This window comes from Mycobacterium sp. Root265 (assembly GCF_001428895.1).
Taxonomy (GTDB): Bacteria; Actinomycetota; Actinomycetes; order Mycobacteriales; family Mycobacteriaceae; genus Mycobacterium.
Window position 1 is genome coordinate 402,158 of the sequence record NZ_LMJA01000001.1, and the last position, 15,296, is coordinate 417,453.

Annotated in this window: 15 protein-coding genes; 9 read left to right on the top strand and 6 right to left on the bottom strand. The window is 69.4% G+C overall.

All coding sequences use genetic code 11. The features are described from left to right. Positions 1–44 precede the first annotated feature (44 nt). The 3 genes from cbiE to ASE48_RS01800 are packed head-to-tail and all read left to right on the top strand — an operon-like array spanning position 45 to position 2,700. On the top strand, positions 45–1,223 hold the full coding sequence (cbiE, locus tag ASE48_RS01790) for a precorrin-6y C5,15-methyltransferase (decarboxylating) subunit CbiE (RefSeq protein ID WP_200962049.1): 1,179 nt from the start codon (positions 45–47) through the stop codon (positions 1,221–1,223). Then, entirely contained in the window at positions 1,220–1,975 is a 756-nt protein-coding gene (cobM, locus tag ASE48_RS01795; protein WP_057165279.1) for a precorrin-4 C(11)-methyltransferase, read from the top strand. The genes cbiE and cobM overlap by 4 nt, the downstream gene beginning before the upstream one ends. Then, on the top strand, positions 1,975–2,700 hold the full coding sequence (locus tag ASE48_RS01800) for a cobalt-precorrin-6A reductase (protein ID WP_057165280.1): 726 nt from the start codon (positions 1,975–1,977) through the stop codon (positions 2,698–2,700). Before cobM ends, ASE48_RS01800 begins: the two co-directional genes overlap by 1 nt. Here the strand turns inward: ASE48_RS01800 and ASE48_RS01805 are convergent. The 5 genes from ASE48_RS01805 to cobG are packed head-to-tail and all read right to left on the bottom strand — an operon-like array spanning position 2,693 to position 7,737. Next, positions 2,693–3,742, bottom strand: coding sequence for a phosphotransferase family protein (locus tag ASE48_RS01805; RefSeq protein ID WP_057165281.1), 1,050 nt, complete (start codon positions 3,740–3,742; stop codon positions 2,693–2,695). The two genes, ASE48_RS01800 and ASE48_RS01805, sit on opposite strands and share 8 nt — an antisense overlap. Beyond that, entirely contained in the window at positions 3,739–4,419 is a 681-nt protein-coding gene (locus tag ASE48_RS01810) for a TetR/AcrR family transcriptional regulator (RefSeq protein WP_057165282.1), read from the bottom strand. The genes ASE48_RS01805 and ASE48_RS01810 overlap by 4 nt, the downstream gene beginning before the upstream one ends. Positions 4,420–4,471: 52 nt before the next feature. Beyond that, positions 4,472–5,974 (bottom strand): precorrin-2 C(20)-methyltransferase, encoded by a 1,503-nt coding sequence (locus ASE48_RS01815; RefSeq protein ID WP_162264169.1) that lies wholly within the window; start codon positions 5,972–5,974, stop codon positions 4,472–4,474. After that, positions 5,971–6,597 (bottom strand): precorrin-8X methylmutase, encoded by a 627-nt coding sequence (locus ASE48_RS01820; protein WP_057165283.1) that lies wholly within the window; start codon positions 6,595–6,597, stop codon positions 5,971–5,973. Before ASE48_RS01820 ends, ASE48_RS01815 begins: the two co-directional genes overlap by 4 nt. A 9-nt stretch (positions 6,598–6,606) precedes the next feature. Further along, positions 6,607–7,737 (bottom strand): precorrin-3B synthase, encoded by a 1,131-nt coding sequence (gene cobG / locus ASE48_RS01825; RefSeq protein ID WP_057165284.1) that lies wholly within the window; start codon positions 7,735–7,737, stop codon positions 6,607–6,609. Between the two features lie 138 nt (positions 7,738–7,875). Between cobG and ASE48_RS32505 the strand changes: the two genes are divergently transcribed. Beyond that, on the top strand, positions 7,876–8,079 hold the full coding sequence (locus ASE48_RS32505; RefSeq protein ID WP_156408998.1) for a hypothetical protein: 204 nt from the start codon (positions 7,876–7,878) through the stop codon (positions 8,077–8,079). 4 nt (positions 8,080–8,083) lie between these two features. Here ASE48_RS32505 and ASE48_RS01830 read toward each other — a convergent pair whose 3' ends face one another. After that, positions 8,084–9,025, bottom strand: a complete 942-nt coding sequence (locus tag ASE48_RS01830) for a TauD/TfdA dioxygenase family protein (protein WP_057165285.1) — start codon at positions 9,023–9,025, stop codon at positions 8,084–8,086. A gap of 379 nt (positions 9,026–9,404) precedes the next feature. Here ASE48_RS01830 and cobN point away from each other — a divergent pair, with 379 nt between their 5' ends. The 5 genes from cobN to ASE48_RS01855 are packed head-to-tail and all read left to right on the top strand — an operon-like array spanning position 9,405 to position 15,285. Further along, positions 9,405–13,001: a cobaltochelatase subunit CobN gene (cobN, locus tag ASE48_RS01835; RefSeq protein ID WP_057165286.1), complete on the top strand. Its 3,597-nt coding sequence runs from the start codon at positions 9,405–9,407 to the stop codon at positions 12,999–13,001. A gap of 31 nt (positions 13,002–13,032) precedes the next feature. After that, a complete protein-coding gene (locus ASE48_RS01840) occupies positions 13,033–13,416 on the top strand; it encodes a PPOX class F420-dependent oxidoreductase (RefSeq protein ID WP_057165287.1) in 384 nt (127 codons plus the stop codon). Then, complete coding sequence (purU, locus tag ASE48_RS01845; RefSeq protein ID WP_057165288.1) at positions 13,417–14,313, top strand: formyltetrahydrofolate deformylase; 897 nt, start codon at positions 13,417–13,419, stop codon at positions 14,311–14,313. It begins immediately after the preceding gene. A gap of 17 nt (positions 14,314–14,330) precedes the next feature. After that, positions 14,331–14,723 carry a PPOX class F420-dependent oxidoreductase gene (locus ASE48_RS01850; protein ID WP_057165289.1) on the top strand — a complete coding sequence of 131 codons (393 nt, stop codon included), beginning with the start codon at positions 14,331–14,333 and terminating at the stop codon, positions 14,721–14,723. Between the two features lie 34 nt (positions 14,724–14,757). Beyond that, the gene (locus tag ASE48_RS01855; protein WP_057165290.1) at positions 14,758–15,285 is read left to right on the top strand and encodes an FxsA family protein; all 528 of its coding nucleotides are present in this window, start codon (positions 14,758–14,760) and stop codon (positions 15,283–15,285) included. Positions 15,286–15,296 lie beyond the last annotated feature (11 nt).

Here is a 15,296-nt window from a genome sequence, read left to right on the forward strand (position 1 = left end):
CAGAGGACGGCGATGAGCGCCTGCGCGAAGAGCAGAGGATGCAGATGATCATCGTGATCGGCATCGGAGCCGACGGCATGGCCGGCCTGGGTGCGGCCGCGCGCGCCGAACTTGCCGGTGCCACCGTCGTTTTCGGTTCGCCCCGACAGCTGGATCTGCTCGACGGCACCGTGCGGGCACAGCGCCGGACGTGGCCGTCGCCGCTGCTGCCCGCACTCGACGAACTCGTCGGCAGCCATGACGGCGATGTGCATGTGGTGGCCAGCGGCGACCCGATGTTGCACGGTATCGGCGCGACCCTGATCCGCCGGTTCGGCGCCGAGTCGGTGCGGGTGCTGCCGCACGTGTCCTCGGTGACGCTGGCCTGCGCCCGGATGGGCTGGTCCGTGCAGGACACCGAGGTCATCAGCCTGGTCACCGCCCCCGCTCACACCGCGGTGCGCCGCGGGGGACGCGCGGTGGTGCTCAGCCGCGACGCCGCGGGCCCCGCCTCCCTGGCGGCGCTGTTGACCGAGACGGGCCGCGGCGACTCCGAGCTCACCGTGCTCGAGCAGCTGGGCGGGCCGGGGGAGCGGCGCCGTTCGGCACTCGCCCGGGACTGGGCCGTCGCTGGGCCGGACGACATCGACGACCTGAATGTCGTTGCGGTGCACTACCTGCCCGATGAGCGCCGGTATCACACCCTGCCCGATGACAGCTTCGCCCACGACGGGCAGATCACCAAGCAGAGCATCCGTGCGGTGACCCTGGCCGCGTTGGGGCCGCGCCCCGGCGAACGGCTGTGGGACGTCGGCTCCGGCTCGGGAAGCATCGCCGTCGAATGGTGCCGCAGCGGATCGGGTTGTACCGCGGTGGCTTTCGAACGTTCCGAGCAACGGCGGTCCCGGATCGCCGCCAACGCGATCGCCTTCGGGGTGCACGTCGAGGTGCGCGGGCCGGCCCCCACCGACTTCGACGGCGCCGCGGAGCCCTCGGTGATCTTCATCGGCGGCGGTATCACCGAGCCCGGGTTGCTCGACGCCTGTTTCGACCGGTTACCGGCCGGGGGCCGGTTGGTCGCCAACGTCGTCACGGCAGAATCGGAGGCCGCAGTCATCGACCGCTACTCGACGCTAGGAGGCCAGTTGCGCCGGTTCCAGCACTACCGCGGCGAACCAATCGGCGGATTCACCGGATTCCGGCCGGCCTACCCCGTCACCCAGTGGGTGGTGGGCAAGCCGTGACGGTCTACTTCATCGGAGCGGGACCGGGTGCGGCCGACCTCATCACCGTGCGTGGACAGCGGCTGCTGAACCGTTGCCAGGTATGCCTGTACGCCGGCTCGATCATGCCCGAGGACCTGTTGGCGGAGTGCCCGGAGGACGCCCGTGTCATCGACACCGGGCCGCTGAACCTGGAGCAGATCATCGGCGAACTGGCGGATGCCGACGCCGCCGGGCTCGATGTGGCCCGACTGCACTCCGGGGACCCGTCGATCTACAGCGCGCTGGCCGAGCAGTGCCGGCGCCTCGACGCCCTGGGCATCGGGTGGGAGATCGTGCCCGGCGTACCGGCTTTCGCGGCGGCGGCCGCCGCGGTGGGCCGTGAGCTGACGGTGCCCGGCGTGTCGCAGACCGTGACGCTGAGCCGGGTGGCCACCCTGTCCACCGCGATGCCCGAAAAGGAAACCCTGGCCGCGTTGTCCACGCCAGGCAACACCCTGGTGCTGCATCTGGCCGCGGCGCAGATCGACACCATCGTCGAGCAGCTCACCGCCGGTGGCTACACCGCCGATACCCCGTGTGCCGTGGTCGCCTTCGCGAGCTGGCCGAAGGAGCAGGTGCTGCGTTGCTCATTGGGGGAGGTCGCCGGCCAGATGCACGCCGCCGGGATCACCCGCACGGCGGTCATCATCGTCGGCGATGTGCTGGCGGCCGCGGGCTTCACCGACAGCTACCTGTATTCGTCGGGCCGCCGGCGCGGAAGCCGGCACTAGTGCGGGTCCTGCTCCTCGGCGGCACCGGGGAGGCTCGGGCGCTCGCCGCCCGGCTGCACCCCGGCATCCCGGTGATCAGCTCGCTGGCCGGACGGGTGCCCGATCCGGCGCTGCCGGTCGGCGAGGTGCGCATCGGCGGGTTCGGCGGCGCCGACGGCTTGGCGGAGTGGTTGCGCGGCAACGACATCACCACCGTGGTGGATGCCACCCATCCCTTCGCCGCGACCATCACCGCCAATGCCGCACAAGCCGCCGCACAGGCCGGCCTGCCCCATCTGGTGCTGGCCCGCCCGGCCTGGCCGGACGGTGACGCCATCGTCGTCGGTTCCGACACCGAGGCCGCCGAGGTGGTCGCACGCCACGGCTACCGGCGGGTGTTCCTCACCACCGGACGTTCGGGCACCGCGGCGTTCAAGGATGCCGATGCGTGGTTCCTGATCCGTGCGGTGACCGCACCGGAGGACCCACTGCTGCCGGCGCAGCATGAGGTGCTGCTCTCGCGTGGGCCCTACCGCGTCGAGGGCGAGCGTGATCTGTTGCGGGAGTTCGGAATCGATGCGCTGGTGACCAAGAACAGCGGTGGTGCCATGACGCATGCGAAACTCGAGGCGGCCGCCGAGCTCGGGGTGCCCGTCATCATGGTCAGCAGACCCGCACTGCCGGCCGGTGTGCGCGTGGTGCACACCGTGGACGCTGCCGCCGATTGGCTGACCGGGCTCAGATGAGGGTGAGGGTGTCGAGCTCGCGGATCGCCCGGCACGAACGTTCGGCCATCGCCAGCATCATGTCGTCACCGCGCTCGGTGGAGTTGGCGAAGGCCACCCCGAACACGATGATCAGCGGCGCCTGCAACATGCCCAGGCGGTAATCGCGCCAGCAGGTGTCCGCGTCGTAGCCGGCGACACCGAGCGCCACCAGGCCGGCGTGGTACTCGGCCACCAGGTCCCGTTCGGCGGCCGCGCGGGTCACCGGGTCCAGGCTGGTCCCGGTGAAGTACGCGAGATCCCTTGCCGGAAGACCCGACCCCAATGTCTGCCAGTCCACCACGGTGATCTGTGTCCGGTCCGGATCGAACAGCATGTTGTCCAGCCGGTAGTCACCGTGCAGCAGCGCGAACCTGTCCGGCTCGGTCAGCAGCCAGGGTGTCACCACCGACATGGATGCCGACAGGGTGGCCCGGTCCTCGGCGGTCATCCGGTCGCCGAGTTTCTCCAGGGTGATATCGGTGGCCATCTTGGCCACATCGCCCATACCGGAGGCCATTGCGGCGTCCGGCTTGGGCATGGCGATACCGGGGAAGTCGGTCAGTTTCGGTTCACACCAACTGGGTGCGTGCAGCCCGGCAAGGGCCCGCACGGCCAGCTGAGCCTCGGCCGCACTGCACCCGGCGATCTGGTCGCCCTGCTCGGCGGGCGCCATATCGGCCAGCAGCAGCACGAAATCGGCGCCCTCGCCGCCGATCTCACAGTGGAAGTTGCGCGGGATGGGGATCTGTACCAGGTCGGCCACATTGGTGTAGAACGCGTGCTCGGAGCGGTATCCGATCGCGACCCGGTCGCGGACCGTGTCGTCCTGGGACGGCAGCTTGATGGCGAAGCTGGCAGGCAGGTCGGTCTCGGTGCCGTACTGCACCGTCAACCGGTAGGTGGCGCCGGTCTGACCGGTACCGATGGGGGCGGTGCCGACACTGCGCACATCGGCGTCCAGCACCGCGCCGAGCCAGGCCGGCGTCACATCCTCGGGGCCGCGGGGGATCGGGTTGCTCATGGCGTCTCTCGCATTTCATCTACTCCGATCGCCGTGCCGTAAATGGTGTGCAGCCAGATGGTTTCCGCGCCGATGACAAGCTCAGCACGGGTACGGGGTCCGCCGAGGGTGAAGCGCTCGAGAATGCGGTCGTTGAGCTCGAGCAGCAGACCGGCCAGCACCTCGGCGGCGGGACCGGCGGGCGCGCGACCGGCGGCGCGCTCGGCCTCGATCATGGCCGCGATGGCCGGGACGAACGCCTCCCGTGAGTTGTCCCAGATCTCGCGGATCGCACTGCTCGCGGCGCGCGCATCCAGCATGGCGGTGAACAGATACCGGTGCGCCGCACCGGTATCCATGAGCGCCTCCAGCATGGCGTGGATCCGCCACCGCGGTGACCCGGTGGAGGCGGTCACGATGTCACTGGCGGCGAAGACGTCGTCGTACATCGACTCCAGCAGGGCGGCCACCGCGGCGGCCTTGTTCTCGAAGTAGAAGTAGAACGCCGACCGGCTGACACCGGCGCCGGCGGCGACGTCGGCGATGTTGACCGCCTCGAAACCGCGGGCCCGCAGGGCGTCGTCGAAGGCGGCCAGGATGGCGCTGCGGCGCTGATCGCTGCGCTGCGGTTGGCGCCGGTCGGTCACCGAGCGGGCAGCAGAAACCGACTGCTCGACGACATCGTTGCCCGGCTGCACCAGCGGGACATTATCCCCGCCTCTGACAACTGTCAACGATTCTCGACAGTTGTCAGCCCGGGTAGTTGCGCGGCGTGAACACCGTGTCACCGTGCCAGCGGGTCTGCGAGGAGCCGATGATCAGCAGACAGCGCATGTCCACCTCGGCGGGATCCAGATCGCCCAGCGCCACCACCCGTACCGTCTCGTTCGGGCCGGCGACATCACGGCCGATCACCACCGGGGTGCCGGCATCGCGGTGTTCCAGCAGCAGCTTCTGCATCTCGCCGACCTGCCAGGTCCGGGTTTTCGACGCCGGGTTGTACACCGCGATCACCATGTCGGCGGCCGCTGCCGCACTGACCCGGGCAGCGATGATCTCCCACGGCTTGAGGCGGTCCGAGAGCGAGATGACGGCGTAGTCGTGGCCCAGTGGCGCACCGACCCGGCTGGCCACGGCCTGCGCCGCGGTCATCGCGGGGATCACCCGGACCTCGACATCGGGCCAGTCCACGGCCTCCTCGAGCACCGCGGTGGCCATCGCGAACACGCCGGGGTCACCGGAGGACACCACCACCACCGCGCGGCCCTGCCGGGCCAGTTCGCAGGCCAGCCGGGCACGCGCCGGTTCATCGGTGTTGTCGCTGGCATGCCGGGTCTGTCCGGCGCGGGCGCCGACCCGGTCGAGATAGGGGAAGTAGCCGATCAGGTCGGTGGCAGCGGCCAGTTCGCGGCGCGCCTGCGGGGTGATCCAGTCCAGATCGCCGGGACCGAGCCCGACCACCGCCACGCTGCCTCTCGGGGCGAGCGAAGCGACGGCGGAAGGACGGTTGCGCGGTGCGGCCGCCTCGCCGGGCAGCATCACGATGGAGAAGTAGGGCACCGAGGTCTCGTCGACCTCACTTGCCGCGAGCACACGCTGCTGATCGGTGCTGGCCCGTTCCACGTAGAACGCCCGGTCCAGCCGGTGGGTCTCCGAAAGTGCCTGCCGGACTTCCGGATAGGACTTACCCAGCTTCATGATGACGGCGGCGTCGGTATCGGCGAGGCGGCGGGTCAACTCGGCGGCGGGCAGCGTGCCTGGCAGGATGGTCAGCACCTCGTCGCCCTGCACCAACGGGGTACCGGTGGCCGCCGACGCCGCACTCACCGACGTCACGCCGGGCACGATGACGGCCTCGAACCGCTCGGTGAGCCGGGTGTGCATGTGCATGTACGAGCTGTAGAACAGCGGGTCGCCCTCGGCCAGCAGTGCCACGTTGCGCCCGGCGTCCAGATGTACGGCGATGCGGTCGGCGGATTCGGCGTAGAAATCCTCCATCGCACCGGCATAGCCGCCGGGATGCTCGGTGGTCTCCGTGGTCACCGGATAGACCAGGTGTTCCTCGATCTGGCCCTCGCGCAGGTACTGCGCGGCGATCCGGCGCGCGATGCTCCGGCCGTGTCGCGCACTGTGGTAGGCGACGACGTCGGCCTCGCCGATCAGCCGGGCCGCCTTGACCGTCACCAGCTCCGGGTCACCGGGACCCAGGCCGACGCCGTAGAGGGTGCCCTTTGCCGTGGAGATATTCGTCATTCGCGTTCGCTCGCAATCGCATTCACGGCGGCCGCGGCCATCGCGCTGCCCCCGCGCCGGCCCTTCACCACCAGATACGACATGCCGCGCGGCCGGGCGATCAGTTCATCCTTGGACTGTGCGGAGCCCACGAATCCGACCGGCCCGCCCAGCACCGCAGCGGGCACCGGCGCGCCCTCGTCGAGCAGTTCGAGCAGCCGGAAGAGCGCGGTGGGGGCATTGCCGATCGCGAGCACCGCGCCGCCCAACCGGTCGGCCCACAGATCGACGCCCGCCGCGGAACGGGTGCTGCCGAGCTTGGGGGCCAGGTCGGCGGCGCGCGGATCGGCGACCAGTGACACGACCTCGTTGTCGGCGGGCAGCCGGGAGCGGGTGATGCCGGCGGCCACCATCGACGAATCGCAGAGCACCGGTGCGCCCGCGGCCAGCGCCGCGTGGGTGCGGGCGACGACATCGGAGGTGAAGGCGACATGGTCGGTGACGTCGACCTGACCGCAGGTGTGGATGAGCCGGACCACGACGCGTGAGACGTCATCGGGGAAGCGGGTCAGGTCTGCTTCGTCCCGGATGGTCGCGAAGGATTGGCGATAGATTTCCGCAGCGTCGCGGGTGTAATCGAGCACCCGATCACCCTACGGGTGGCGCCCCTCATAGCCGTGTCCGGTGGCCACCAGTACCTCGGCGCCCCGAGGGCTGCCGCAGGCCCGTGGGCAGCCAACAAAATGACGATGGACCCCCGGTGCGCCCTCGGTCAGCGCGGCCCGCGCGTCGGCGCGCACATCGGAGAGAGATTTGTCACAGCCAGGACTTCCCGTGCAGGCACTCACCGTCAACCACGGGGAGTTCTCGTCGAAGACGAGGCCCAGCGGAGCCAGCACCCGCAACGAGGTGTCGGCGACCTCCTCGGTGAGATCGCAGACCAGGATCGATCGCCACGGTGTCACCACGATCGGCGCCTCGATGGCGGCCAGGAATTCGGCGGTGCGGGCCGGCAGCACGCCCAGCGGGACCGCCGCGCCCAGCGCCACCCGGTTCGCAACAGGATCCAGCGGCTGCGGTATCCAGCCGACCGGAGGACGTCCGGTGTGGTGGGGGTACCGGTCCGCCGGGTCCGGCACGGTGACGGTGAGATCGCCGATCAGTGCGCTGGGGTCGTCGAGTTCGGTGACCCGCCAGCGCTTTCCACGCACCGCCTGGAACCGCTTGGCGATCTCGACCATGGTGTGCACCGCGTCATCGGCGGACAACCGGATACCGGTGTCCGCGCCGGCGAGCAGTAGGGCGACACCCGTGTCACCGCACTGCACCCCGACGTCGGCGTGCAGCCCGGACACATCGCCGCGGCCGTCGTCGATGGAGAACCAGAATCGGCCCGGCAGTGCGGCCAGCGCCGGGTCCTGCTGCAGCGCCCGGTCCAGATCGCCGACCCAGCCCCGCACGTCCGCCAGGCCGCCGCTGCGGCCGGACAGCGGCGAGGACACGATGTTGCGGACCCGTTCATGGGTCGGGGACGGCAGCAGGCCCGCGCCGGCGAGTGCGTCGGCCACCCGTCCCGGGTCGGTGATGCCGCGGATCTGCAGGCTGCCGCGCGATGTCAGTTCCAGCGCTCCGCCGCCGCAGTCGGCGGCGAGGTGGGCCAACGTCTCCAGACCGGTCGCCGAGATGACGCCGCCGGGCAGGCGCACCCGCATCAGCGCACCGTCGGCTGCCTGGTGGACCTGCAGGGCGCCGGGGCAGGCGTCCTGATCACGGGTACGGCTCACGGGTCCACGGTACTCAGCGCGCACCGAATCCGATCTCCGAAATACGAGTAGTGATCTACGCGGTCGTCGTGTCCTGCCCGCTCGTAGCGTCTACGCAATGGCGGCGCATCCGTCGTCCCGAGTGTAGGAGGACCCGAAATGTCCCATCTGACAGCTCATCTGCCCCATCCTAATCTGCCTCACCCGCACCTGCCGCACCCCGACCTGCACCGCGTCACCGATGCGGTGCACCATGCGGGGGAGCGGGCGCACGCCGTGTTCGAGTACGAGGAGAAACACGAGTGCCAACGCTACGAATTCCTCGAGGACGGGCTGATGTCCCGCGAGATGGGACGTCTGTAGCGAATCAGCTGGCCTTCGCGTGCCGGCCCGGCACCGGGTCGACCACGGCCGAGTAGCTCGAGGCATCCCCGGCGATGACCCGGCTGGGCCTGCCCGCCACGTCGACGGGGATATCGCCGGCCAAGGTCACCCGGCTGAGCCGGCGGAACTGGTCGTCGTAATCGGAGACCGCGTAGTGCTGGGTGGCCCGGTTGTCCCAGATGGCCAGATCGCCGGGCTCCCAGCTCCAGCGAACAGTGTTCTCCAGCTTGGTGATCCGCGCCTGCAGCAAGCCGAACAAGGCCGCAGACTCGGTGGATCCGAGCCCGGCGAACCGTTTGACGAAGTGGCCGAGCAACAGCACCCGCTCGCCGGTTTCCGGATGCACCCGCACCACCGGGTGCTCGGTCTCGAAGTAGGCGGACTCGAACTCCTCGCGGTGCGCGCGGACGGTGTCGGCGACCTGCTCGTGCCGGCCGTCATAGTCCGCGGCGTAGTCATAGGTGTTGGTGTGCACCGCCCACAGGTTCTCCGCCAGCGCGCGCAGGGCCGGGGGCAACTGTTCGTAGGCGGTCTGGGTGTTGGCCCACACCGTGGTGCCGCCGTACTCGGGCAGTGCCACCGCACGCAGCAGGGAGGCCTTCGGGATGCGATCCACGAAGGTGACGTCGGTGTGCCAGCTGTTGGCCTTGTCGTATCGGGAGTCGATGGGCAGCACCCGGGTGCCGCGCGACAGCACGGTCGGGTGGGCCGCGGTCGTGGTGCCGAGGCGTTGCGCGAACGCCAGTTGACCATCGTCGTCGAGATCGTCCTGATGACGGAAGAAGATGACCTTGTGGGTCAGCAGCGCGTCGTTGATCGCGGCCACCGTCGACTCGTCGAGATCGGCGGACAGCCGCACACCATCTATACGGGCGCCGATGTGGGCACCGAGTTTGACGACATCCAGTGAGGTGCGAAGGCTCATGGATCCATTGCGCCAGCCGCGGCCCGCGACGTAAACGGTTTGGCTAAGCCGGATTCGAACTCCTGAACGCGCAGGTGGCGACGGTGCAGACGGCCTGAATATGACATGCGTCACATAATTCGGCCACCTGTCTGCTCAGGCACAGAAAGCCGATGCCGACGCATCCCGGGGCTACGTTTCGATCATCAACCCGGTACCGCCGGTACCCGTTCAGGAAGGAGGCCATGACATGGCCTCACTCATCGCCATCGCCACGGGCGTCGCGCTCGTGTTCGCCGCCATCTCCGTCCCCTACCGCGACTCCTGGTACGGCCGCTGGAGCCGCTCCGACCGCTGACCGGCAGACCACGCGGCGCGCGTGGTGAGGCAGGATTGAGCAGTGCCGACCGTGCTGCTGCTGTCTACGTCCGATACCGACCTGATCACCGCGCGCGCCAGTGGTGCCGACTATCGCTGGGCCAATCCGTCCCGGCTGCTGCAGGACGAACTCGGCCGCGAGCTCGCTGAGCTGCTCGACGGGGTGGATATCGCCGTCGTCCGCATCCTCGGCGGGTACCGCGCCTGGCAGGACGGCATCGACACCCTGGTCGGCCTCGGGGTGCCCACCGTGGTGCTGTCCGGAGAGCAGGCTCCCGACGCCGAACTGATGCGCCATTCGACCGTCCCGGCCGGCGTCGCGCTGCAAGCCCACATCTATCTGGCCCAGGGCGGCACCGAGAACCTGCGCGGCCTGCACGCCTTCCTCAGCGACACACTGCTCATGACCGGCGAGGGTTTCGACCCGCCGGTCGCCATCCCCGGCTGGGGTGTGCTGGAGCGTCCGCAGACCGATGCCGCAGGCCCGACCGTCGCGGTGCTGTACTACCGGGCCCAGCATCTGGCCGGGAACACCGGCTACATCGCTGCGCTCTGCGATGCCATCGTGGCGGCCGGTGGCCGGCCGCTGCCGGTCTACTGCGCCTCCCTGCGGACCGCCGAACCCGAGTTGCTCGAGCTGCTGGGCACCGCGGATGCACTCATCACCACCGTGCTCGCCGCCGGCGGCGCCACCCCGGCCACCGTCGGTGCCGGCGGCACCGATGACAACTGGAACGTCGCGCACCTGGCCGCCCTGGACGTCCCGATCCTGCAGGGGCTGTGTCTGACCAGTTCCCGGTCCAAGTGGTCGGAGAACGACGACGGCATGTCCCCGCTCGACGTCGCCACCCAGGTCGCGGTGCCGGAGTTCGACGGCCGCATCATCACCGTCCCGTTCTCGTTCAAGGAGATCGACGACGAGGGGTTGATCACCTACAGCGCCGACCCGGAACGCTGCGCCCGGGTGGCCGGACTGGCCGTGCGGCACGCCCGGTTGCGGCACGTGCCCGCCGCCGACAAGCAGGTCGCGCTGGTGTTCTCGGCCTACCCGACCAAACACGCGCGCATCGGCAATGCCGTCGGCCTGGACACCCCGGCCTCCGCGGTGGCCCTGCTGCGGGCCATGCGCGAGCATGGCATCGACATCGGTGAGGTCCCCGGTGTGGACGCCGAGGATGGTGACGCGCTCATCCACGCGCTGATCGAGCGCGGGGGACAGGATCCCGACTGGCTCACCGAGGAAACGTTGGCGCGCAACCCGATCCGGGTGTCGGCGGCCGACTACCGGCGCTGGTTCGCCACGCTGCCCGCCGGTCTGGCCGACGCGGTGGTGCAGCACTGGGGACCGCCGCCCGGCGAGCTGTTCGTCGACCGCAGTCACGACCCCGACGGTGAGATCGTCATCGCGGGAATGAAATCCGGCAACGTGGTGATCCTCGTGCAGCCGCCGCGCGGGTTCGGCGAGAACCCCGTGGCCATCTACCACGACCCCGATCTGCCGCCGAGCCATCACTACCTGGCCGCCTACCGCTGGCTGGACGGGCAGTTCGGTGACACGGGCGCATTCAAGGCCGACGCCGTCATCCACCTCGGCAAGCACGGCAACCTGGAATGGCTGCCGGGCAAGACGCTGGGCATGAGCGCGGACTGCGGCACCGACGCCGCACTCGGCGACCTCCCGCTGATCTACCCCTTCCTGGTCAACGATCCCGGCGAGGGCACCCAGGCCAAGCGGCGGGCCCACGCGACGCTGGTCGACCACCTCATCCCGCCGATGGCCCGCGCCGAGACCTACGGCGATATCGCCCGGCTGGAACAGCTACTCGACGAGCACTCGAATCTCTCCGCCCTCGATCCGTCGAAACTGCCCGCCATCCGTCAGCAGATCTGGACGTTGATGCGCGCGGCGAAGATGGACCACGATCTGGGCCTGGAGGACCGGCCCGACGAGGATTCCTTCGACGACATGCTGCTGCACGTCGACGGCTGGCTCTGCGAGATCAAGGATGTGCAGATCCGCGACGGCCTGCACATCCTGGGGCAGGCGCCCACGGGGGAGTCCGAACTCGATCTGGTGCTGGCCATCCTGCGGGCCCGCCAGTTGTTCGGCGGCGAGCACACCGTGCCCGGCCTGCGTCAGGCACTCGGGCTCGCCGAGGACGGCGCCGACGAACGCACCGCCGTCGACGCCGCCGAATCCGCCGCCCGCGCACTGGTGGCCGGCCTGCAGGAAAGCGGCTGGGACGCTGCGGCGGTCGACGGCCTCACCGACGACCCTGTCATCGGCCAGATCCTGCGCTTCGCCGCCACCGAGGTGGTGCCCCGCCTGCGGGGCACCGACGGGGAGATCGACGCGGTGCTGCGGGCCGTGGACGGCCACTACATCCCGGCCGGCCCGTCCGGTTCCCCGTTGCGCGGTCTGGTCAACGTGCTGCCGACCGGACGCAACTTCTATTCGGTGGATCCCAAGGCGGTGCCGTCGCGGCTGGCCTGGGAAACCGGTGTCGCCATGGCCGATTCGCTGTTGACCCGGTACTGCGAGGACTACGGGACCTGGCCGCCCTCGGTCGGCCTCTCGGTGTGGGGCACCTCGGCGATGCGCACCTCGGGCGACGACATCGCCGAAGTGCTGGCGCTGCTCGGCGTCCGCCCGATCTGGGATGACGCGTCGCGCCGGGTGGTGGACCTGGAGCCGATCTCGCTGGAGGAGCTGGGCAGGCCACGCATCGACGTGACGGTCCGTATCTCCGGGTTCTTCCGGGACGCCTTCCCGCACGTGGTCACCATGCTCGACGACGCCGTCGCGTTGGTCGCCGGACTGGACGAAGGCCCGGAGGACAACTACGTGCGGGCCCACGCGCAGGCCGACCTGGCCGAACACGGTGACGAACGACGCAGCACCACAAGAATTTTCGGGTCCAAACCGGGAACGTACGGCGCGGGCCTGCTGCAGCTCATCGACAGCCGCAACTGGCGCGACGACCAGGACCTGGCCGAGGTGTACACCGCCTGGGGCGGCTTCGCCTACGGGCGCGGTCTCGATGGCGCGCCGGCGACCGACCAGATGAACCGGGCCTACCGGCGAATCGCGGTGGCGGCGAAGAACACCGACACCCGCGAGCACGACATCGCCGACTCCGACGACTATTTCCAGTACCACGGCGGCATGATCGCCACCGTGCGCGCGCTGACCGGCAAGGACCCGGCCGCCTACATCGGCGACAACACCCGCCCCGACGCAGTGCGCACCCGGACCCTGAGCGAGGAGACCACCCGGGTGTTCCGGGCCCGCGTGGTCAACCCCCGCTGGATCAACGCCATGCGCAGGCACGGCTACAAGGGCGCCTTCGAGATGGCCGCCACCGTGGATTACCTGTTCGGCTACGACGCCACCGCGCATGTGATGGCGGACTGGATGTACGAACAACTCAGCCAGACCTACGTGCTCGACGACGAGAACCGCAAGTTCATGAACGAGTCCAACCCGTGGGCGCTGCACGGGATGGCCGAGCGACTGCTGGAGGCGGCCGGGCGCGGCATGTGGGCGGCACCGGATGCCGCCACGCTCGACGGCCTCAAGCAGGTGCTGCTGGAGACCGAGGGCGAACTGGAAGGCTGAGCCCGGCGCCGGTGCACATAGGATTCACTGCATGGCTCTCACCTTCGCCGACGTCGCCAAGGCCGACTACGTCCTGCTCACCACGTTCACCAAGGACGGCCGGCCCAAGCCGACCGCCATCTGGGCCGTCCCCGACGGTGACCGGCTGCTGGCCATCACCCAGGGAAAATCGTGGAAGGTCAAGCGGATTCGCAACACCCCGCGGGTGACGGTGGCCGTCTGCGATCGCGGCGGCAAGCCCAAGAGCGAGGAAGTCGAGGCGGTGGCGGCCATCTTGGACCAAGCCGCGGTCGGGCGGGTCTACGACGGGATCGGTCAGCGCTACGGCGTGATCGGCAAGGTCTTCAACCTGTTCTCCAAACTGCGCGGCGGCATGAAGAACAACGTTGCGCTGGAGTTGCGCGCGGCCGCGTAGATGACCGGAAGCCATCCCGCGGGATCCGCGACAGCCGGCCGCCCCAAGGACATCGGCCGGCTGTTGCTGCGCTGCCCGGACCGCTCCGGCATCGTCGCCGCGGTGTCGACGTTCCTGACCGCTGCCGGCGCCAACATCATCTCCCTGGATCAGCACTCGACCCAGCCTGAAGGCGGAGTCTTCCTGCAGCGCACCGTCTTTCATCTGCCGGGGCTGGCCGCCGCGGGCGCCGAACTGGAACGTGAGTTCGCCGCCGGGATCGCGCCGGAATTCGAGATCGACTACCGGTTCACCGACGCCGCCAGGCCGAAGCGGGTCGCGATCCTGGCGTCGCGGGCCGATCACTGTCTGCTGGACCTGCTGTGGCGCAACAGGCGCGGCGAACTGGACATGTCGGTGGTCATGGTCATCGCCAACCATCCCGAACTGGCCGACCAGGTGCGCCCCTTCGGGGTTCCCTTCGTGCACATCCCGGCCACCAGGGACACCCGCGCCGAGGCCGAGGCGCGCCAGCTCGAACTGCTGCGCGGCAACGTCGACCTGGTGGTGCTGGCCCGGTACATGCAGATCGTCACCCCCGAATTCCTGGCCGCCGTCGGAGCCCCGCTGATCAACATCCACCACTCGTTCCTGCCCGCCTTCATCGGTGCGAACACCTACCGGCGGGCCAAGGAGCGCGGCGTCAAACTTGTCGGGGCGACGGCGCACTACGTCACCGAGAACCTCGACGAGGGCCCGATCATCGAGCAGGACGTGGTCCGCATCGACCACACCCACACCGTCGAGGACCTGGTGCGCCTCGGCGCCGACGTCGAGCGCGCGGTGCTGTGCCGGGCGGTGCTGTGGCACTGCCAGGACCGTATCGTCCGGCACGACAACGAGACGGTCATCTTTTGACATGGTGAACTGTTGCCATGGCCCCGACGTTCGATGATGTCCATCGCGAGAAGTACCTGCTGCTGACCACGTTCACCAAGGACGGCCGGCCCAAGTCCACCCCGGTGTGGGGTGTGCCGCACGAGGGCAAACTGCTCATCAGCACCGACGACGGCTCCTGGAAGACCAAGCGGATCAACAACACCCCGCGGGTCACCATCCAGAAGTGCGGTGTGCTCGGCAAGGTCAAGGGCGAACCGGTCGAGGCCGTCGCCCGCAACCTGCCGAAATCCGAGACCCGGCGGGTCTTCGACATGGTCACCCGGCGCTACTGGTGGCATGCCTGGTGGTGGATCCCGCAGGCCCTGATCCGCGGCGGCGTGGACAAGGTGCACGCCGCGATCGAGATCGAGCCGGTCCCGGCGGCTTGAGGAACCCACACGGCGCCTCGCGCGTTGTCCTCACATGGTGAAGCGGTTGTTCCTGGTGTACCTGCTCGTCGAGCTGGCGGTGCTGGTCGGGCTGGTGTACACCATCGGATTCGGCTGGACGGTGCTGGCGGTGCTGGCGACCTTCCTGGTCGGCCTCGCGCTGGCGGGCCGACAGCTCACGCGGCACCTGGGTCGTCTGCAGTCGGCACTGAACTCGCGCGCGGCGTCCAACGAGCTGGCCACCGACAGCGCCCTGGTGGCGCTCGGTGCGGTACTGGTCTTCATCCCGGGCGTGGCCAGCTCCGTGCTGGGGGCTCTGCTGCTGATGCCGCCCACCCGGCGCATCGCACGGCCGGTCGCGGTGGCCGTGATCGGCAGGAGCCTGGCGAAGGCGACACCGCTGGTCATGACCTATTCGACGGGTGCGACCGGGTACCAGCAGCCCCGCCGGACCGACTACGTCGAGGGAGAGGTCATCGACGTCGTCGACGTCAGCGACGCGAACGGCACAACCGCCGCGGAACCGACCTCGCTGGAGCACCGCACCACCACGCCCGATTAACCTGTCACCTT